Origin of the sequence: Sphaerospermopsis kisseleviana CS-549 (assembly GCF_028329225.1) — a bacterium.
Lineage (GTDB): Bacteria > Cyanobacteriota > Cyanobacteriia > Cyanobacteriales > Nostocaceae > Sphaerospermopsis > Sphaerospermopsis kisseleviana.
Window position 1 is genome coordinate 1 of record NZ_JAQMTI010000256.1, and the last position, 20,961, is coordinate 20,961.

Here is a 20,961-nt window from a genome sequence, read left to right on the forward strand (position 1 = left end):
ACTGGGGACTGGGGACTGGGTTAACCTCTCCTGACTCCTGACTCCTGACTCCTGCTTTAAATTAACCAACCTTTTAAACGTTTAGCGATATGAGGACGGCGTAATTTTCGCATCGCTTTACTTTGAATTTGCCGTACTCGTTCACGGGAAAGGTTAAACATATTCCCCACTTCTTCCAGAGTACAGGGTTCGCTGGTTGTCAGTCCATAGCGTAAAGAAATTACGTCTTTTTCCCTGGGAGTGAGAACATCACCTAAAACCTCCCATATCTCCTGACGCATCATATTTTCATTCATTTTTGCTTCTGGAGATTGGTTATCTTCATCTTCCAACAAGTCCATCAATTCTGTATCTTCTTCTTTACCAACACGGTGATTTAAAGATAATGCTTGCCGGCGTAGTTGTTGCAGTTGACGCAGTTGTTGAACGCTTATTTCCAACGACTCGGCCATTTCCGCTTCTGTCGGGTTGCGAGCGAGTTTTTGTTTAAGTTCTCTTTGGGCTTTTTTAAGTTTGTTGAGTTTTTCAACAATGTGAATTGGTAGGCGGATAGTGCGGGCATCATTAGCTATAGCCCGTGTAATCGCCTGTCGAATCCACCAATAAGCATAAGTCGAAAACTTATAGCCCTTATCGGGATCAAACTTCTCTGTAGCGCGATTTAAACCCATAGCCCCTTCTTGAATTAGATCTAGAAAAGGCACTCCCCGATTAAGATATCGTTTAGCAATAGATACTACTAATCTCAAGTTAGAGCGAATCATTTTCCGCTTCGCTACCCTACCTTGATACAACCGACTTTCCAGTTGTTTTTCCGTCATATCAAACTTAGCAGCTACCTCGCTTTTGCTGGGGTTGTGTCCCAGTTCTGCTTCTAAAGCAGCTTGTAAGTCTTTTACTTCTTCTAAAAATCTTACCCTATGCGCCAACTCTACTTCTTCGTCAGGTTTCAGGAGAGGATAACGCGCCATTTCCTTAAAAAACGCGCCCACAGCATCGTCATGTTCGGTTTTATTATATCCCGAAGGACGTGCCGCTGCCATTTCATCCCCATCTCGTTCATCTGACTCCAAATTTTCCACAATTGAAGAGTCTTCAAATACTACTGCATCTAAACTATCAAGTGATGGTTCTTCATGATCAGCAGCGTTATCCAGTATTTCCATTGTTCCCAATTCAGCAAGATTCATAGTTTCCTTTTGGGATAGTTGCTTGGTTTGGTACATAAATTTAGTGACAGCTGCTCGTTTGAGAATAGTTAGTTTTTACCGACATATACACCCATTTACCCAGCCAAATACAATCTTCTTGAAAATTCTTGATTCGGAAAGAAAATATGTATCTGTCTGCCATATTTTGGTTACATCTAGATACAATTTATATGGTCTTTGCACCCAAAATACCATCTTTCCCCACTACCAGCAGACATATTTCTAATTTTTTTCTTCATCACCAAATATGTCAAACCCCCCTCAAACATTCTCCAGCTTAACAAATATAAAAATTCCATCTAAAGACCCTATACGTTAAATTTTTATGTATTTCCATGAAGTTTTGTTTGATTTGGAGTAAAAAAGTTAAAGCTTCCTAAGTTAAAGCTTCCCAAATGATCCAAATTACAAAAATGGTAGCTTAAAATCCGGACAATCTTGATTGTATCAAAGCATCTCACATACAAAAACTATTGAATATCTATCAATAGGTGGAAAAACTCTACTACCTATTTAGTAGACAAAAACAACTCATTATTATCGGATATACTTTCATTTGTGTAGTTAGCATAAAATATTTATTGCACGTATTGTAGAAATTATTTTGTCTATAAGATGACATATAAACAAAGTTATCAACTATCATGAGTAATAAAAGTATTGCGAAATACAGTTTGTTTGTAGTAAAATAGTAGTTAAACGTTAAGTGCGTCTGGTGAATTTGATTCATTCAGATGAGCAAATATCTATTAAAAAAGCCAAAAATTATGTATATTCAGGATGTAAGTTTATCCTCTCTATTGGTAGCTGAACCAGGATCATCATACCAGTCCAAAACAAATCTTTATCCTTGGATTGAAGTATTGGTAGATTTGTCAAAAACTTTAGCGCCGACGACAAATAAAACACCAGAAGAGAATGTAGCAATTGATGAAACAGTAGAAAAAGATTTATTAAATGATGCCATACCAGAACAGGAATTATCAGTTGATGAACTATCTAACAAGGAGCTATTGATTTATAAGATACCAGAACATTTAGATATTAAACCGGGTGATATTTTAACAGTTCCCTGGAGGACACAACTGTTAGGAGGAATAGCGATTCGTTTATTATCCCAACCACCAGCAAATTTAGGACTAGAGAAAATTCGGGAAGTACAAGATGTAGTCAGCAAAGAATTTTTCTCTAGCACCTATTGGGAATTACTGAATCGCATCGCCGCCTATTACTACACACCATTAATTCAAGTCATTCGGGTAGCATTACCACCAGGATTATTAGGGCGATCGCAAAGTCGTCTGCGACTAAAACCAGAAAATATTCCCAATGGTGCAGCCGAATTTTTACGTTCTCAAGCTGCCAAAGAAATACTGACAATACTTGAATCGCAACCAGATGGAGATTACAGTTTTCAATACCTCAAACGTCAAGTCAAAGGTTTTTATTGGGCAAAAAAACAATTAATAGATAGAAACTGGGCAGAAAGCTATTTCAAATTCACTCAATCTAAACCACAAATGAAACTAGCAGTAACGCTAGTTGATCATGGAAGATACATGAATCTCACTAAACGGCAACAAGAAATATTGAAAATACTGGGAGATCATGGTGGTGAATTATGGGTGACAGAGTGTGTAGAAATATGTCAAACTACACTACCTACTTTAAGAGGATTAGAACAAAAAGGTTGTATTGTCATTGAAGAACGGGAAAAACTACGGAGAGAACAAGGACCCAAAATAGCCGGGGATCAAGCCAAATTATTAACACCAGCCCAAACTAATGCTTTAGAAACCATCAAATCATTAAACGGATTTGCTCAAATTTTATTACATGGGGTAACAGGTTCAGGAAAAACCGAAGTTTACCTACAGGCGATCGCCCCCCTACTCAACCAAGGAAAATCAGCCCTAGTATTAGTCCCAGAAATTGGCCTCACACCCCAACTCACAGATAGATTTCGCGCCCGTTTTGGTAACAAAGTGCAAGTTTATCACAGCGCCCTTTCCGACGGTGAACGCTACGACACCTGGCGACAAATGTTTACCGGAGAAGCCCAAGTAGTCATAGGAACACGCAGCGCCATCTTTTCCCCCTTACCCAACCTGGGATTAATTATCCTCGACGAAGAACACGACAGCAGCTTTAAACAAGACTCACCCATCCCCACTTACAACGCCCGCACAGTAGCCCAATGGCGTGCAGAACTAGAAAACTGCCCCCTAATTTTAGGTTCTGCTACCCCCTCCCTTGAAAGTTGGGTAAGTATCAAAGAAAGCAGGGGAGCAGGAAGCAGGGAGCAGGGAGAGATCAACAACCCAATCACCAATCACCAATACCTCTCCCTTCCTGAACGCATCAACTCCAAACCCCTACCACCTATAGAAATAGTGGATATGCGTCAAGAGTTGAAAGAAGGAAATAGATCAATATTTAGTAGATCCCTACAACAAGCTTTAGAAGAATTAAAACAAAGAAAACAACAAGGAATATTATTTATTCATCGTCGGGGACATAGCACCTTTGTTTCCTGTCGTAGCTGTGGTTATGTGCTGGAATGTCCAAACTGTGATGTATCCTTGGCTTATCATCATGTAGAAGAAGGCGCACCCCAGTTATTAAAATGTCATTATTGTAATTATGGTCAACCACACCCTAAAAACTGTCCTCAATGTAGTTCACCCTACCTCAAATTCTTTGGTAGTGGTACTCAAAGAGTAACCCAGGAACTACAACGCCAATTTCCCCACATTAAACCAATTCGTTTTGATAGCGACACCACCCGCAAAAAAGGCGCACATCGCACCCTGATCAGCCAATTTGCCAACGGTGAAGCAGACTTATTAGTGGGTACACAAATGCTCACCAAAGGTTTAGACTTACCCCAAGTTACCCTAGTAGGGGTAGTTGCGGCTGATGGGTTACTACATTTATCAGATTATCGCGCTAGTGAACGAGCTTTTCAAACCTTAACCCAAGTTGCAGGAAGGGCGGGAAGAGGAGAAGATCCCGGTAGAGTAATTATCCAAACCTACACCCCAGAACATCCAGTTATTGAAGCAGTGAAAACCCATGATTATCAATCTTTTTGTGATGCAGAATTAGAACAAAGGGAAGCACTTAATTATCCCCCCTATGGCAGATTAATATTATTACGTTTGAGTAGTTCTGATCCCATAAAAGTGGAAAATATAGCCCAACTCATAGCGACAAATTTTAGCGAACAAGAAGGATTAGAGATATTAGGACCAGCACCGGCTAGTATTTTACGAGTAGCTAATCGTTATCGCTGGCAAATACTATTAAAATTTGCTCCTGATGCACTGCCTAATTTACCAGATTGGGAAGAAATCAGAAAACTTTGTCCTGCTTCAGTCAGCTTAACTATTGATGTCGATCCCATTAATATTATGTAGGGGTTACTGAGAAAGTCTTTCCGTTGAGGTAGGGAATAGGGAATAGGGAGGAAAATTTTAGATTTTAGATTTTAGATTTTAGATTGAAGTTGACAAAAACAATCCAAAATCCAAAATCCAAAATCAATAACTCCTGAATCCTGACTCCTGACTCCTGCTATATTGTTATCATTTTTCAGTAGCAATAATATGTAAATCTATTTTTTTATCTCTGATTAAATCCATTAATCGCTGAGTAAAAGAACCTTTAATAAATCTTTTCCATTTAGGTTGTTGACTTTCACCAATAACGATTTGTGTAATGTGATGGGTAGCAGCAACCTGAGCTATTTCTTTAGGAACATTACTACTTTTAACGTGCAGAAACTCACCACCAAACTCTCGACAAAGTTTTTCACAAGTATCAATGTGTAAACTTTCTTGTTTAGTGAGAAATCTTTCAGGATCAGCTATAAATACAGCATAAAGTGGAGCATTCATATAATTAGCAAGTCGCGCCCCCCGACGTAATAATTGCAAAGAATTAGGATAAGTAGAAACACAAACTAAAACCCGTTCATGAATATTATAAACTTGTCCAGTAGTAATTGAAGTATTTGCCTCCTCCTCTACCGTATCTGCAACTTCTCTTAATGCTAATTCTCGCAAAGCTATTAAATTTCGACGTTGAAAAAAGTTTTCTAAAGACTGTTCAATTTTATCAGCAGCATAGATTTTTCCTTCAAGCAAACGCTCTTCCAAAGTTTCTGGAGTCACATCAATTACAACCACCTCATCCGCTTCATCCAGCACCCGATCTGGAATGCGTTCTCGCACTACAACACCTGTTATTCTTGCCACCAAATCATTTAAACTTTCCAAATGTTGAATATTCACAGTAGAATAAACATCTATGCCAGATGCTAAAATTTCTTCTACATCTTGATAGCGTTTTTCTCGTTCAGAACCCGGTATATTTGTGTGAGCTAATTCATCAATTAACACCAGTTGGGGAGAGCGTTCTAAAATTGCTTGAGTATCCATTTCTTGCAGTTTAATATTCTCTTTAATAATGGATTTTCTAGCAATAACTTCTAATCCTTGTGCTTTAAGAGCAGTTTCTTTACGTCCATGAGTTTCTAAAATACCAATAACAACATCAATCCCCTCTTGTTTCAGTTGATGTGCTTCCTCTAGCATTTTATAAGTTTTACCCACACCGGGAGCCATACCAATAAAAATTTTATGTTTCCCTCGACGAGCAGGACGGATATAAGAACTATCAGGGGAGCGAGTAGAAGAATAAAACATGAGTTAATTTCCTAATAATTACCTGATTTTATCTAATGCAAGATTCAATTTTAAAACATTCATTCCAGGTTCACCAAATATACCCAAAAAACGCCCATCTGTGTTTTGAGAAATTAAAATTTCTATTTGCTGGGGTTCAATTCCTCTAGCTTTTGCTACCCTGGGAATTTGCACTTTTGCACCTTCAGGAGTAATGTGAGGATCGAGACTAGAACCAGAAGTATAAACTAAATCAGCAGTTGGTTGAATATTGAATTTTTTGAGCTTATTAATTTCACCTTCATTACCATTAATTCTTGCTAACAATGCGGGATTACTAGGAGCTAAATTACTAGCACCAGATACACCAGTTTTCAAAATACCAGCCTCATCATTTTTGGGGTCAGCAGTGCTATAGTTAGTAGTGCTAGGACGACTCCAAAAATACTTTTCACTGGTAAAAGTTTGACCAATTAAAGCAGAACCAATCACCACACCTTGGGAATTTGTAATTAAACTGCCATTTGCTTGAAAAGAAAAAGCAACCTGTCCTGAAATCAACATAAATAAGGGATAGATAAAGGTTGTTAGCACCCATAAAACTAAAGTTGCACGAATCGCCTTACTAACTTGAAATCTCTGACGCATATTAAAACCTCTCCATTTCAAAAATATTAAAGTTTTTGTTGGGTTGCGCTATCGCTTAACACAACTTACGAATTACAAATTAGTAATTAAAACCTCTCAGGTTGAAAAATCACGACAAACAAATAAACACAAAAACTGAGGGTGACAAGTCCTAATAAAGTAATTGTGTAAGCAAAAAAACGTGATTCTGCTCCCGGTGTTGTTGCTCGTACTGCTGGTGCTAATAAGACATTAACGCAAAGTAATAAAAACAAAATCAGAGGAAAACGATTACGTTTAGAAAATGCCAGTGATAAATATTCCATAATTCTCAAATCCCAAATCTAAAATTGATTAAGCTAAACCCACAGACACAATTAAAACATCAATAATTTTGATAGCGATAAAAGGAGCAACCACACCACCCAAACCATAAATAAAGATATTTCTTTGCAAAAGTTGATCAGCAGTTAAAGGACGAAATTTCACACCAGTTAATGCTAAAGGAATCAAAGCCGGAATAATTAAAGCATTATAAATTAAAGCTGATAACACAGCAGATTGGGTACTTGCTAAACCCATAATATTTAATCCATTCACACCAATACCAGGAAAAATCGCCGGAATAATTGCAAAGTATTTAGCGACATCATTAGCAATAGAAAAAGTTGTTAATGCTCCGCGAGTAATGAGTAATTGTTTGCCAATAGTAACGATATCAATTAATTTTGTAGGATCAGAATCTAAATCTACCATATTAGCAGCTTCCTTTGCCGCTTGTGTACCAGAATTCATCGCCACACCCACATTTGCTTGAGCTAAAGCTGGTGCATCATTAGTACCATCTCCAGTCATAGCAACTAATTTTCCTTGAGCTTGTTCAGCGCGAATTACTTCAATTTTATCCTCTGGAGTTGCTTCGGCAATAAAATCATCTACCCCTGCTTCTTGGGCAATAACTGAAGCTGTAAGGCGGTTATCTCCTGTTAACATTATAGTTTTAATGCCCATTTTTCGCATTTGTGCAAATCGTTCTTTAATCCCTGGTTTGATAATATCTTTGAGGTAAATTACACCGTAAATTTCATCATTTTGACAAACTGCTAAGGGTGTACCACCTAATTTAGAAACTCGCTCATAGGCTACATCAAGTTCTGGTGTTAATTGCCCATTTCGAGAACGCACAAATCCTTTAATTGCATCTACCGCACCTTTGCGAATTTCCACACCATTGGGTAAATTAATTCCACTCATGCGCGTCTTGGCAGAAAATTCTATACCCTCCGCAGTTTGGGGGTTAAAATCTAATTTTGCTCCTAATGATTCTGCTAATTTAACAATAGATTTTCCTTCGGGAGTTTCATCAAAAATACTGGATGCTAAACAAATTTTCGCAATTTCATCTAAAGGATGATTTTGGATGGGAATAAATTCTTCAGCCATGCGGTTGCCTAAAGTAATAGTTCCCGTTTTATCTAAAACCAAAGTATTAATATCTCCACAGGCTTCTACAGCCCTTCCAGAAGTAGCTATGACGTTAAATTGAGCGACTCTATCCATACCCGCAATACCAATGGCACTCAGTAAACCGCCAATTGTAGTAGGAATTAATGCCACTAATAAAGCAATTAATACCGCAATACTCACAGGTGATTTAACATAAACTGACACGGTAGGTAAAGTGGCAATTACCACTAAAAAAACTTGAGTTAAAACTGCTAAAAGCACAGTTAAAGCAATTTCATTAGGGGTTTTAGTTCTCGCTGCACCCTCAACTAAAGAAATCATTCGATCAATAAAACTTTGTCCCGGATCTGATGTAACTTTAATGATTAATTCATCAGAAGTAATGCGTGTTCCTCCAGTGACAGAACTAGCAATATCTGTTCCTGGTTGTTTTAATACTGGTGCAGATTCTCCAGTAATAGCAGATTCATCAACAGAAGCTACTCCAGAAATTACTTCTCCATCTGCGGGGATCACATCACCGGAAATAACTTTAATTTGATCACCACGACGTAAAAGACTAGAATTAATTTCTTGAATAGAACCATCAGGAAGAAGTTTTCTAGCTGTAACATCTGATTTTGTTGCCCTTAAAGAATCAGCTTGAGCTTTTCCTCTACCTTCAGCAACAGCTTCTGCAAAGTTAGCAAAAACAAGAGTGAAGAATAAAATTATGGTAATTAAACCATTAAAAAATCGCGGATTATTCCCAGAAGTAACACCAAAAAGATGAGGATCAATAGTTACCAAAGCTGTAATAATTGTCCCTACCCACACCAAAAACATCACGGGATTTTTGATTAGATGGCGGGGGTTTAGTTTAACAAATGCTTGTTTAAATGCGCTAGGATAAAGCCCAGAAATTTTAATTTTGGGTGTATGTTTACGTTCTTGTCGGGTTTTTGTAATTTTCATATCTTTTTTATTGGTGAGGTTAAGATCCCCGACTTCTTGATTAAATCTTTTCTATAAATTCTGATTTTTTCTGAGAAGTCGGGGATCTGAAGTTTATTTACTAATCAAAAACCATTCAGCAATCGGACCTAAAACTAATACAGGAAAAAAAGTTAACGCCCCCAGAATTAAAATTACTCCCCCTGTAACTCCAGTAAATAAACGAGTGTCAGTTCTCAAAGTACCGGCAGTTATGGGTACTGGTTGTTTTCTAGAAATACCATCTGCTAATAACAATAATGCGATAATGGGAATATAACGACCGACTAAAATACTGACGCTAGTGCTAAGATTCCACCACAGGGTATTATCCGCCAAACCTTCAAACCCAGAACCATTATTTGCAGCAGCAGAAGCATATTCATAAACTACTTGAGAAACACCATGAAACCCTGGGTTACTAATACCTGAAATAGCATCAGGAAAGGCAAAAACTATCGCCCAAGGAATTAAAACAGCAAAAGGATGAACTAATAACACTACGCTGGATAAAACTATTTCTTGTTTTTCAATTTTTCGCCCTAAAAATTCCGGTGTTCTCCCTACCATTAATCCTGTGAGAAATACTGCCAAAATTAAGTAGATAAATAAATAAGCTGTACCTGTTCCCTGTCCTCCCCAAATAATTTGTAAAAACATATTTACAAGGGTAGAAAATCCCCCAGTAGGCATTAATGAGTCGTGCATTCCGTTAACTGCGCCACACATTGTTGCTGTTGTCATCACTGCCCAAAGTGCTGTTTGCGCGAAACCAAATCTTACTTCTTTTCCTTCTAAATTAGGTTGTTGTAATCCTAATATAGAATTAACAAGAGGATTACCTTGATATTCACCAATAGCTGTGATCATGACTAAGAAAACAAAGATGATAAATACCATCCAATATACTAACCATCCTTGTTTGATATTATTAGCAAATACCCCATAGGTGTAAATCAAGGCTGAAGGAATAGAAATCATTGCCCAAGTTTCTAATAAGTTAGAAAAACCATTGGGATTTTCAAAGGGATGGGCTGAGTTAACACCAAAAAAACCACCCCCATTTTCACCAATTTGTTTTATAATTTCCAGGTGGGCAACTGGTCCGCGAGCTATAGCTTGTGTTAATCCTTCTAATGTTGTTGCTGTTGCTACTCCTGCTATGGTTTCTGGTACACCAGCTATGATTAATAATAATCCTCCTACAATAGATAGAGGTAATAAAATTCGGGTAATTGATTTGGTTAAATCAATATAAAAATTACCTAATTTTCTGCCTGTTAAACCGCGAATAAAGGCAATTCCTACCGATAAACCTGTAGCTGCTGATGTGAACATTAAAAAACCTATAGCGAAGGTTTGACTGGCATAACTAAAGGTTGTTTCTCCAGAGTAATGTTGTTGATCTGTGTTGGTTAAAAAGGAGATGGTAGTGTGTAATGCTAAATCCCAACTCGGTGCTTTTAATCCTGTAGGATTGAGTGGTAAAAATCCTTGAGTAATAAATATACAAAATACCAAAATTGCCATGAAAAGATTGCTATATAGTATGGCTTTTGCATATTGCCAACCTGTCATTTCATCTTCAATAGTAACTCCAATCAATTTGTAAATTATTCTTTCTATGGGATTTAAGACTTTGTCTAATACTGTTCTTTGTCCTAGAAAAACATGAGCAATATATTTTCCTAGTAAGGGAGTGGTAGCAATGACAATTATTAATGTCAATGCTATTTGTAATAAACCTTGTATCATGAATGATTAAAACTCCTTAAAGACTAAATCAAATAGCTGTGATCTGGGGAGCATCCCAATTACAAAAATGAACACAGCGATACTAAAAACTCTCTTAAACCTTCTTACCTTTGTGTCCTTTGCGTTCTTTGCGGTTCAATCGTATCAAGTAGTAATTTCAAGATTCCAAAACAATAAACTTACACATTTGGGATACTGCCGTGATCTGGGCTTGATGAATTTATATGATTATTGATTTTGAGGTAGAAAACAAGGGATACAAGGATATAAAAAATGTTTATTTTTTCTATTTATGTGTTTATTGCCAGGTATATATCATTGTTTAGGGCGTTTAGTTAAAATCTAAACGCTATAGCAGAATTCAGGAGTCAGGAGTCAGGAGTAAAAAGGGTCGTTTTTATATAAAATGTAAATTAATATCATGATGTCATTTGGGTGCAAAATGAAAAATTTACAGCTTAAATTATTAACTAATAAATTGTATACGGGGAAAATTTTGATAATTATTACTATATTTATCTGTTTAGTGTTGTTAGAATATTCTACCCCCAATGATTATGTTTTTGGCTATCTTTATAGTGGATCAATTGTCTTAGTTAATTATTGGTTTAGAGGAATAGCAACAATAGGTGCTACATTTTTGGCTGTTTTTTTAACTATCTTCAATATTTGGATACCTGGAAATGAATCAATTCAGTTTTTTACTATTGCTAATCGGGTAATTGCAGCTATAGCATTGATAGTTACAGGATTTTTAAGTCAAAGATTGAGAATCACACAACAAGCTGTTTCACTCACTCAAACCCAATTAGAAAATCAAGCACAATTAATGAGACTACGAGAAGATTTCGCCTCTACACTTACCCATGACTTAAAAACTCCACTTTTAGGGGCAATTGAAACTATAAAAGCTTTTCAACAAGAAAAATTTGGTGCGGTTTCACCAAGTCAAGAAAAAGTTTTAGCAACAATGGCACGTAGTCATCAAACATCTTTGGTTTTATTGGAAACTTTGTTAGATGTTTATCGTAATGATATTGACGGATTAAAGCTAAATTTAGCACCTGTGGATTTAGCTGTTTTGGCGGAAACAGCAGTTTCTACTTTGATGGAATTAGCAGCAAATCGTCGTATTCATATATCATTAAACTATGGTGATTCTGATTGGAAGCGATCGCTCTGGGTGCTTGGTGATGCACTACAATTACAACGGGTTATTGATAACCTGTTAATTAATGCTATTAATCATTCCCGAAGAGGCGATCGCGTTGAAGTGGTCTTAGAATCCCTACTTTCCTATCAAGTTGTAAAAATTATGGATACGGGCGCTGGTATCCCTCCAGAACATTTTTCCCACTTGTTTGAGCGATTTTATCAAGTACATGATGATTATGGCAGTCTTTCCCAACGTCAAGCTAAAGGTTCGGGATTAGGACTTTATTTATCTCGACAAATTATTGAAGCCCATCATGGTATAATATGGGCAGAAAACAGATTTCCTAAAGGGGCAGTTTTTGCTTTCAAGCTACCTGTTTTACCATTTCAGGGGAGCATCCCAAATGTGTAAGTTTATTTTTCACTGGGGAAATAAAGTGATCCAAAACTTGATATGATTGAACCGCAAAGAACGCAAAGGACACAAAGGTAAGAGGTTGTGAGAGATTTTTTAGTGTTGCTGCGTTTATTTCCCAAAATGGGGATACTCTCTATTTCAGTCTGCTGAAGTTTTAAATATATCTAATATCTAGGTAAAATGTCTTCTACCACTATTAAAATTCTGCTTGTTGAAGATGATGAACTTTTTCGTTTAGGTTTGCGTGTACGATTGCAACAGGAAATTGGTTTGGATATTATCGCTGAAGCTGAAGATGGAGAAACAGCTATTGATTTAGTTAATAAATATTCCCTGGATGTGGTATTATTAGATATTGGTTTACCAGGAATTGGCGGTCTTGACGCTTGTTATCAAATTAAACAAAAATACCCTAATTTACCAGTTTTAGTTCTTACTTCCCATTCTCAAAAATCTCTAATTACACAGTTAATTACTGCGGGCGCTCAAGGTTATTGTCTCAAAGGTGTAGCTGCGGAAACATTGATTTTAGCTCTCCGTTCTGTCGCTGCTGGTGCATCTTGGTGGGATGAAATAGCAACTCAAGCAATTCGTTCTTCCTTGACTTTAAATTCTGCTCATTTATCTTCAGAAAATAACTCAAAAACTCTCAATCCTCTCACCCATCGAGAAATAGAAATTCTCCAACTTTTAGTAGCAGGAAAAACTAACCATCAAATAGCAGAAATTCTTTATATTACCACCGGTACTGTGAGGGTTCATGTTCATGCTATTTTACATAAATTGGGAGTTGGCGATCGCCAGACTGCTGTTACCGTAGCTTTACAAAAACAGTTAATTAGTCATCCAGTAAAAATTCAGAATTTATAACAATAATCAAATCTAAAATCAAAAATCAACATTGGCATAACCAATAACCCTTGTATTCCTGTTTACAATCTCTATGTGCCAACATATATAATTTCCCTATATCTTCTTGCACAACTAATAATTTTTACCAAAACTCGGAAATAGAGAATATAATTATCTGCTAACCTTTGTTATGGTTGGCATCCGATATATTAAAAGTGTAGTCTTATACTAGAGACCAATAAAGATGTAATAAAATTATCAGGAGTTTTTATATTTTTGAAAGTATAAGCTTACTGCATTTTTGTATAAAAAAGTATCAGTGACATAACCAGCAAAATAGATGAGTAATAGTAAAAATGAAATATTCTTAATACTAAATCCCACAAACATCCAGAAAATAGTAAAACAAGATTGATAAATTGAGGTGATATTGAGACATTATCCAAACCTAGCAATCTAATGTAAGAGTAACTTCGGTGATTTTTTCAATATTGACTGGCTATAACTTCAGTGTAATCGAGTAATAAATAAATGGGACAAGGTTTTTTACAAATTGCGTTAACCCTATGTATTGTCATAGCTATCACACCCCGATTGGGACAATACATAGCCCGTGTTTTTTTGGGAGAAAGCACAATACTTGATCCCATCATGAACCCGATAGAAAAAATTTTCTACCTAGTGGGGGGTGTAAGTAAAAAAGAGGAGATGACAGCTTGGCAGTATATCCGGGCAGTCATCAGTAGTAACTTAATCATGGCAATTTCTGTGTATTTACTAATCTCTTTTCAGGGAATAGTGCCTTGGAATCCCAACGGTTTAGTAATGCCTACATGGAATACAGTGCTACATACTACCATATCCTTTTTGACTAACACTGACCAGCAACATTACATAGGGGAAACAACATTAAGCTATTTTAGCCAAACAGCAGCTTTAGGCTTTTTAATGTTCACCTCAGCAGCAACTGGTTTAGCAGTAGGAATAGCATTTATTCGGGGGTTAACAGGTCGAAAGTTAGGGAATTTTTACGTTGATATTACCCTTGCCATTACTAGGATATTGTTGCCCCTTTCAATTATTGGGGCGATCGCTCTCCTGGCTTTAGGTGTACCACAAACATTAGAAGGTACTTTAGTTGTCCAAACCCTAGACGGAGGAACACAGTACATAGCCAGAGGTCCTGTTGCTTCCTTTGAAATTATCAAACTGTTAGGCAACAACGGCGGCGGCTTTTTTGCAGCTAACTCAGCCCATCCCTTTGAAAATCCCAATGGTGCTTCTAATTTACTAGAAATCATTGCCATGATGGCAATTCCCTCATCCTTAATTTATACCTACGGTGTATTTGCCAATAACCAGAAACAAACTTGGTTACTGTTTTGGATGGTGTTTGTAATCTTCATAGTTATGATCTGGGTTACAGCAGTGGGTGAACTGCAAGGAAATCCCATTATTAACCAAGCTTTAAATACAGAACTACCGAATTTAGAAGGAAAAGAAGTAAGATTTGGCTGGGCAGAAACAGCATTTTGGGCGGTGACAACCACCGCTACCATGACCGGTGCAATTAACGGAATGCACGATTCCTTAATGCCCCAAGGTATATTTTCTAGCTTATTCAATTTATTTGTACAGATAATCTGGGGAGGACAAGGAACAGGAACAGCCTACCTATTTATTTATCTGATCCTGACCGTCTTTATAACTGGGTTAATGGTAGGACGCACCCCCGAATTTTTAGGACGCAAAATAGAACAACGGGAAATATTTCTGGCCAGCGTCGTCCTACTGATTCATCCGATCATAGTATTAGTGCCTAGTGCGATCGCCCTAGCTTATCCCATATCCCTATCAGGAATCAGTAACCCCGGTTTTCACGGTATTTCCCAAGTAGTTTATGAATACGCATCAGCGGCAGCTAACAATGGTTCTGGACTAGAGGGGTTGAAAGACAACTCTTTATGGTGGAACTTGAGTAGCAGTTTCAGCATATTAGCAGGGCGTTACATTCCCATTATTGCCCTGATCCTATTAGCTGATAGTATGTCCCGTAAACCAAAAGTTCCCCAAACTCGTGGTACTCTCAAAACCGACTCTTTCCTATTTACCAGCGTTACAGCTTTTGTAGCCATAATTTTAGCCGTCCTCACTTTCTTCCCAGTTTTAGCCCTTGGTCCAGTCGCCGAAGGTTTAAAATTAGCATCTGGAAGTTAGGGTACTGGGGACTGGTGACTGGTGACTGGTGACTGGGAGAAAAATTTTAGATTTTAGATTTTAGATTTTAGATTGGGGATAACAAAAACAATCCAAAATCCAAAATCCAAAATCCAAAATTGAATTACCAATCACCAATTACCAATCACCAATTACCAATCACCAATCACCAATCACCAATCACCCTTTATGAACTCTGCTGCAACTACCCCAAGACCGAAATCTTCTCGTTTGCGTCCCCGCGATCGACGTATCAAACGTAAAAAAACACGGCGGATTAGTACCAAAGGACTCTACATCAGGGCAATGAGAGATACCTTTGTGAAGCTATCTCCCCAATATGCCATTAAAAATCCCATCATGTTTTTGGTGTGGTTGGGAACAGTCATTACCCTAGCTGCCACAATTTATCCCCCCATATTTGGACCCGTCACCCAGAAAAACCCCCAGCTTTTCAACGGTTTAGTTACAGTTATCTTATTTTTCACTGTGCTTTTTGCCAATTTCGCCGAAGCATTGGCACAAGGAAGAGGTAAAGCCCAAGCCGATGCTTTACGATCTACCCGTTCAGAAACCATAGCCAAAAAAATTGTCGTCGATGGCACAATCACAGAAATCCCTTCCACGGAACTGAAAAAAGGCGATACCGTTCATGTAGTTGCTGGTGATATCATCCCCGCCGATGGGGAAGTGATTATGGGTGTCGCTTCTGTTGATGAATCAGCCATTACCGGTGAATCAGCCCCAGTCCTCAAAGAATCAGGTTCAGATGTTGCCAGTTCTGTAACTGGTGGGACGCGCATTATCTCCGATGAATTAATCATCCGTATTACTGCTGACCCCGGTAAAGGATTTATTGACCGGATGATCAACTTAGTAGAAGGGGCAGAACGCACTAAAACACCTAATGAAATTGCTTTAACAATTTTACTGTCAGTGCTGACCTTGGCATTTTTGTTTGTAGTCGCCACCTTGCCCGCCTTTGCCTACTATGTCAACAGTCCTGTGAGCGTTACCGTATTAATTGCCCTTTTGGTTGCACTTATACCTACCACCATTGGCAGTTTACTTAGTGCTATTGGTATTGCGGGTATGGATAGAGTCGCCCAATTTAACATCATTGCTACTTCAGGACAGGCAGTGGAAGTCTGTGGAGATATAAATACTTTAGTCTTAGATAAAACAGGTACAATCACTTTGGGAAACCGTTTAGCAGAAGCTTTTATACCCATCAACGGTCACTCAATATCGGAAATTGCTAATGTGGCTTTAGCTGCCAGTATCTTTGACGATACTCCAGAAGGTAAATCTATTATCCGCTTGGCAGAAAAATTTGGCGCAAAATTTGATATAGACCGCAAACAAGCCCAAGGAGTAGAATTTTCTGCCAAAACCCGCATCAGTGGCACTAACTTTCCTGGTGGACATGAGGCACGAAAAGGTGCGGTGGGGGCAATTAAAGGCTTTGTTCGTTCTCGCAATGGACGGGAAACTCCAGAATTAGATAATGCTTATGAGGAAGTTTCTCATCAAGGAGGTACGCCTTTAGCTGTTTGTCTCGATAATGAAATCTATGGGGTGATTTATCTCAAAGATATTGTTAAACCTGGTATCCGCGAACGTTTTGAGCAACTGCGGCGCATGGGAGTCCGTACCGTGATGTTAACTGGAGATAACCGCATCACCGCTTCTGTTATTGCTAAAGAAGCAGGAGTAGATGAATTTATCGCCGAAGCTACACCAGAAGATAAAATCAGCGTCATCGAGCGGGAACAAGCAGAAGGTAAACTGGTGGCCATGACCGGAGATGGAACTAATGATGCTCCTGCTTTAACTCAAGCTAATGTTGGTGTAGCCATGAATACGGGTACTCAAGCTGCTAAGGAAGCTGCTAATATGGTGGACTTAGACTCTGATCCTACCAAACTCATTGATATCGTTAGTATTGGTAAACAATTATTGATTACTCGTGGGGCATTGACGACATTTTCTATCGCCAATGACATTGCTAAATATTTTGCCATTATACCAGTAATTTTTGCATATGCTAATTTACAAGGCTTGAATATTATGAAGTTAACCAGTGTGAATTCGGCTGTATTATCGGCACTGATTTATAATGCTTTGATTATTCCGATTTTGATTCCTTTAGCATTGAAGGGTGTCAAATTTCGGCCTTTAACAGCCAATCAACTTCTGCAACGCAATATTTTTATTTATGGCTTAGGTGGTGTAATTGCTCCATTTATTGCTATTAAATTCATAGATATGCTAATTACAGTTGCAGGTTTAGCTTAATCGGGGACTGGTGACTGGTGATTGGTGACTGGCGACTGGGTAATCAATTTTATTTTTTCCAACTACCAATTACCAACTACCAAGTACCAAGTTCAAAATCCCAAATCTAAAATCTAAAATCTAAGATCCAATTATGGTGTTTATTCGAGAAACTATCCGCGCTATGCGGATGATTTTATTACTTTGGTTGTTAACAGCAATTATTTATCCTGTAGCAATATTAGGCGTTGGTCAGTTCGCCTTCCCTTCTTCAGCTAATGGCAGCATTGTTTTAAATATAGATGCTCAACCCATTGGTTCATCTTTGATTGGTCAAATTTTCACATCAGATAAATATTTTCAGAGTCGTCCCAGTGCTGTGAGATATAGCCAAGGTAGAATAGCTAGACCAACTGGTATATCAGGGGGTAGTAATCTTGCTCCTAGTAATTCAGAACTAACTAAGAGAATTATTGAAGAAGCAACTCAGTTTCAAGATGAAAATATACAACCTGCGGCTGATTTAATTTACTCTTCTGGTTCTGGTTTAGATCCTCATATTTCTTTGAAGGCAACACGTCAGCAGTTAGCCAGAGTTGCACAAGCACGGGGTATTAAAGAAGATGAAATTATCCCTTTAATTAATAAGTATACTGATAGCAGATTTTTAGGTATTTTTGGTGAACCAGGAGTTAATGTTTTGCGTTTAAATTATGCTCTAGATTTGCAAGAAATTAACCGTCAGCAAAATTAATAATCAATTGACACTGATTCTATGTATTTCCAAGGACGAGGAAAACACAAAATCTTTATTGGCATGGCTCCAGGGGTAGGTAAAACCTATCGAATGTTGGAAGAGGGACACGCACTCAAACAGGAAGGTATTGATGTTGTTATCGGACTGTTAGAAACTCATGGTAGAAAAGAAACGGCAGAAAAAGCTGAAGGTTTAGAAATCATACCGCCAAAATTATGGTCTCTTGGTGATTTAATGTTACCAGAAATAGATACTCAGGCAATTATTAACCGTTGTCCTCAATTAGTATTAGTCGATGAACTTGCCCATACTAATGTTCCTGGTTCACCACAAGAAAAACGTTATGAAGATGTGGAAGTTGTTTTGGCAGCAGGTATTGATGTCTACTCAACTATGAATGTTCAACACCTGGAAAGTCTTAATGATATAGTAGCAAGAATTACGGGTGTAGTTGTGCGTGATCGAGTCCCCGATAAACTTTTAGAAGTGGCGGATGAGGTAGTTGTTGTAGATGTAACACCAGAAACTTTGGAAGAAAGGTTATTAGAAGGCAAAATATATGCCCATGATCAAATTAAATCAGCTTTAGATAACTTTTTTCAAAGACGTAATTTAATCGCTTTACGAGAATTAGCTTTACGGGAAGTTGCTGATAGTGTAGAAGAAGATGCCATTGCTTGTATACAGAAAAGTCAAAGTTTTAGTGTTCACGAAAGAGTTTTAGTTTGTGTATCTACTTACCCTAATTCTGTACAACTTTTACGTCGGGGCGCAAGATTAGCTGGTTATATAAATGCTCCTTTGTATGTTTTATTTGTGGCTAATCCTGATCATTTTCTAACTAAAGAAGAAAGCCTACACGTTGATATTTGTGAAAATTTATGTAAAGAATTTAATGGAATTTTTATTCGGGTAAGTAATAGTAATATTGCTAAGGCAATTGTAGAAGTCGCAGAAAAATATGGTATTACTCAGATAGTTATTGGTGCGAGTAGGCGTTCTCGTTGGGAAATTCTGCTGAAAGGTTCTTTAATTCAAAAATTGGTGGGTTTGCTAAAAAATATTGATTTACATATTATTGCCACTGGGAAAAATTAGAAATTTAAAAGTCAGGTGTCAGGAGTCAGAATATTTGTTAAATCAGGAATTAACAGATTCACGATTGTATAAATGGTTTTCATCAAGGTAACATTTAAGTTAAACTACCTTTGAAAATCACACCAGAATCTCTGTCAATGCACCCGACTCGTGTTATAGGTTTAATGAGTGGCACATCTGTGGATGGGATAGATGCTGCCTTGGTAGAAATTGTTGGTACAGATTTGGATCTGAAAGTTGAATTATTAGCCGGGAAAACCTATCCTTACCCTGCTGCACTACGAGAAAAAATATTGGCGATCTGTGGTGGTGCGCCTATCTCAATGGCAGAACTGGCAGCCATAGATGATGCGATCGCTCTTGTTTTTGCCCAAGCAGCCCAAAATATTCAAGTCGGTTATCCCCCTGCCACCCTTATCGGTTCTCACGGTCAAACTGTTTACCATCGACCTCCAGGATTTTCTATTTCAGAAAATTCTGTTTCAGCAAATATTTTACCCAGTCATCAGTCACCATTCCCCTATCCCCAATCATTAGGTTACAGTTTGCAGCTTGGCCGGGGTGCTTTAATTTCTCGCCTGACAGGCATCACTACTATTAGTAATTTCCGTGTGGCTGATATTGCTGTTGGTGGTCATGGTGCGCCTCTTGTTCCTAGAGTCGATGCCTATTTACTGAGTCATCCCCAGGAAGCACGTTGTATTCAAAATGTTGGTGGTATTGGCAATGTAACTTATCTACCTCCCCGGCGTGATGACTGGTTAAATCAAATTCTGGCTTGGGATACTGGTCCTGGAAATAGTCTCTTGGATTTGGCAGTGCAATATTTTAGCAATGGTGCTAAAAGTTATGATGAAAATGGTAGTTGGGCTGCTAGTGGTAGTCCCTGTTATCCATTGGTAGAAAAATGGCTAAGTCAAGATTATTTTCGTTTACCACCCCCTAAATCTACTGGTCGGGAGTTATTTGGTGTAACTTATCTACATCAGTGTTTACAAGAATGTCAAGCATATCAACTTAGTCCGGCAGATGTGCTGGCAACAATTACAGAACTCACGGCTGCTTCGATTGTTAATAGTTACCATGCTTTTTTACCGCGAATGCCAAAATGTTTATTATTATGTGGAGGGGGTAGTCAGAATCTTTACTTAAAACACAGGTTAGAGTTATTGTTGAAATCAGTAAAAGTTTTAACTACAGATGAAGCCGGGGTAAGTGCAGAGTTTAAAGAAGCGATCGCTTTCGCTATTTTAGCCTACTGGAGACAGTTAGGTCTTCCTGGTAATTTACCCGTTGCAACTGGAGCAGATCAAGAAGTGGTTTTAGGAGAAGTACATCCGGTGACAGGTGATAAGTGAGGAAAATTTTAGATTTTAGATGTTAGATTTTAGATTGGAAATCACAAAAACAATACCTTCGGTTGATGCCTCCGGCACGTTACGCTAACAGCAGTTGCTCATGGGGAAA

Annotated in this window: 14 protein-coding genes; 8 read left to right on the top strand and 6 right to left on the bottom strand. The window is 38.0% G+C overall.

Annotated elements, in window-relative coordinates; genetic code table 11:
* Positions 1-56: 56 nt before the first annotated feature.
* Positions 57-1,226, bottom strand: a complete 1,170-nt coding sequence (locus PN497_RS19925; protein WP_096569022.1) for an RpoD/SigA family RNA polymerase sigma factor — start codon at positions 1,224-1,226, stop codon at positions 57-59.
* Positions 1,227-1,978: 752 nt separating this feature from the next.
* On the opposite strand from PN497_RS19925, the gene priA reads away from it, so the two are divergent.
* The gene (priA, locus tag PN497_RS19930) at positions 1,979-4,630 is read left to right on the top strand and encodes a primosomal protein N' (RefSeq protein WP_096569019.1); all 2,652 of its coding nucleotides are present in this window, start codon (positions 1,979-1,981) and stop codon (positions 4,628-4,630) included.
* 168 nt (positions 4,631-4,798) lie between these two features.
* Here priA and PN497_RS19935 read toward each other — a convergent pair whose 3' ends face one another.
* The 5 genes from PN497_RS19935 to kdpA (PN497_RS19955) form a co-directional block, all read right to left on the bottom strand.
* The gene (locus PN497_RS19935; protein WP_096569016.1) at positions 4,799-5,920 is read right to left on the bottom strand and encodes a sensor protein KdpD; all 1,122 of its coding nucleotides are present in this window, start codon (positions 5,918-5,920) and stop codon (positions 4,799-4,801) included.
* An 18-nt stretch (positions 5,921-5,938) separates the two neighbouring features.
* Positions 5,939-6,547, bottom strand: a complete 609-nt coding sequence (kdpC, locus tag PN497_RS19940; protein WP_096569014.1) for a K(+)-transporting ATPase subunit C — start codon at positions 6,545-6,547, stop codon at positions 5,939-5,941.
* A gap of 86 nt (positions 6,548-6,633) precedes the next feature.
* The gene (locus PN497_RS19945) at positions 6,634-6,852 is read right to left on the bottom strand and encodes a potassium-transporting ATPase subunit F (RefSeq protein WP_096569011.1); all 219 of its coding nucleotides are present in this window, start codon (positions 6,850-6,852) and stop codon (positions 6,634-6,636) included.
* Between the two features lie 28 nt (positions 6,853-6,880).
* Positions 6,881-8,947 carry a potassium-transporting ATPase subunit KdpB gene (gene kdpB, locus PN497_RS19950; protein WP_096569007.1) on the bottom strand — a complete coding sequence of 689 codons (2,067 nt, stop codon included), beginning with the start codon at positions 8,945-8,947 and terminating at the stop codon, positions 6,881-6,883.
* A gap of 93 nt (positions 8,948-9,040) precedes the next feature.
* The gene (gene kdpA / locus PN497_RS19955) at positions 9,041-10,720 is read right to left on the bottom strand and encodes a potassium-transporting ATPase subunit KdpA (protein WP_096569004.1); all 1,680 of its coding nucleotides are present in this window, start codon (positions 10,718-10,720) and stop codon (positions 9,041-9,043) included.
* A gap of 442 nt (positions 10,721-11,162) precedes the next feature.
* On the opposite strand from kdpA (PN497_RS19955), the gene PN497_RS19960 reads away from it, so the two are divergent.
* From PN497_RS19960 to PN497_RS19990, 7 genes are all read left to right on the top strand, one after another.
* Positions 11,163-12,287 carry a sensor histidine kinase gene (locus tag PN497_RS19960; RefSeq protein WP_096569001.1) on the top strand — a complete coding sequence of 375 codons (1,125 nt, stop codon included), beginning with the start codon at positions 11,163-11,165 and terminating at the stop codon, positions 12,285-12,287.
* Between the two features lie 186 nt (positions 12,288-12,473).
* Positions 12,474-13,163: a response regulator transcription factor gene (locus PN497_RS19965; protein ID WP_096568998.1), complete on the top strand. Its 690-nt coding sequence runs from the start codon at positions 12,474-12,476 to the stop codon at positions 13,161-13,163.
* Positions 13,164-13,676: 513 nt separating this feature from the next.
* Positions 13,677-15,362, top strand: a complete 1,686-nt coding sequence (kdpA, locus tag PN497_RS19970; protein WP_096568995.1) for a potassium-transporting ATPase subunit KdpA — start codon at positions 13,677-13,679, stop codon at positions 15,360-15,362.
* Positions 15,363-15,551: 189 nt separating this feature from the next.
* Positions 15,552-17,660 (top strand): potassium-transporting ATPase subunit KdpB, encoded by a 2,109-nt coding sequence (kdpB, locus tag PN497_RS19975; RefSeq protein ID WP_096568992.1) that lies wholly within the window; start codon positions 15,552-15,554, stop codon positions 17,658-17,660.
* Between the two features lie 133 nt (positions 17,661-17,793).
* Positions 17,794-18,393, top strand: a complete 600-nt coding sequence (kdpC, locus tag PN497_RS19980; protein ID WP_096568989.1) for a K(+)-transporting ATPase subunit C — start codon at positions 17,794-17,796, stop codon at positions 18,391-18,393.
* A 21-nt stretch (positions 18,394-18,414) separates the two neighbouring features.
* Complete coding sequence (locus PN497_RS19985) at positions 18,415-19,494, top strand: histidine kinase (protein WP_096568986.1); 1,080 nt, start codon at positions 18,415-18,417, stop codon at positions 19,492-19,494.
* Positions 19,495-19,631: 137 nt separating this feature from the next.
* Positions 19,632-20,852, top strand: a complete 1,221-nt coding sequence (locus PN497_RS19990) for an anhydro-N-acetylmuramic acid kinase (RefSeq protein WP_096568983.1) — start codon at positions 19,632-19,634, stop codon at positions 20,850-20,852.
* The last annotated feature ends 109 nt before the right edge of the window (positions 20,853-20,961 follow it).

What these genes read in the sequence shown, in the direction of transcription:
- PN497_RS19925 (WP_096569022.1), bottom strand. Translation starts at nt 1,226, where the DNA reads ATGTACCAAACCAAGCAACTATCCCAAAAGGAAACTATGAATCTTGCT.
- priA (WP_096569019.1), top strand. Translation starts at nt 1,979, where the DNA reads ATGTATATTCAGGATGTAAGTTTATCCTCTCTATTGGTAGCTGAACCA.
- PN497_RS19935 (WP_096569016.1), bottom strand. Translation starts at nt 5,920, where the DNA reads ATGTTTTATTCTTCTACTCGCTCCCCTGATAGTTCTTATATCCGTCCT.
- kdpC (WP_096569014.1), bottom strand. Translation starts at nt 6,547, where the DNA reads ATGCGTCAGAGATTTCAAGTTAGTAAGGCGATTCGTGCAACTTTAGTT.
- PN497_RS19945 (WP_096569011.1), bottom strand. Translation starts at nt 6,852, where the DNA reads ATGGAATATTTATCACTGGCATTTTCTAAACGTAATCGTTTTCCTCTG.
- kdpB (WP_096569007.1), bottom strand. Translation starts at nt 8,947, where the DNA reads ATGAAAATTACAAAAACCCGACAAGAACGTAAACATACACCCAAAATT.
- kdpA (WP_096569004.1), bottom strand. Translation starts at nt 10,720, where the DNA reads ATGATACAAGGTTTATTACAAATAGCATTGACATTAATAATTGTCATT.
- PN497_RS19960 (WP_096569001.1), top strand. Translation starts at nt 11,163, where the DNA reads ATGAAAAATTTACAGCTTAAATTATTAACTAATAAATTGTATACGGGG.
- PN497_RS19965 (WP_096568998.1), top strand. Translation starts at nt 12,474, where the DNA reads ATGTCTTCTACCACTATTAAAATTCTGCTTGTTGAAGATGATGAACTT.
- kdpA (WP_096568995.1), top strand. Translation starts at nt 13,677, where the DNA reads ATGGGACAAGGTTTTTTACAAATTGCGTTAACCCTATGTATTGTCATA.
- kdpB (WP_096568992.1), top strand. Translation starts at nt 15,552, where the DNA reads ATGAACTCTGCTGCAACTACCCCAAGACCGAAATCTTCTCGTTTGCGT.
- kdpC (WP_096568989.1), top strand. Translation starts at nt 17,794, where the DNA reads ATGGTGTTTATTCGAGAAACTATCCGCGCTATGCGGATGATTTTATTA.
- PN497_RS19985 (WP_096568986.1), top strand. Translation starts at nt 18,415, where the DNA reads ATGTATTTCCAAGGACGAGGAAAACACAAAATCTTTATTGGCATGGCT.
- PN497_RS19990 (WP_096568983.1), top strand. Translation starts at nt 19,632, where the DNA reads ATGCACCCGACTCGTGTTATAGGTTTAATGAGTGGCACATCTGTGGAT.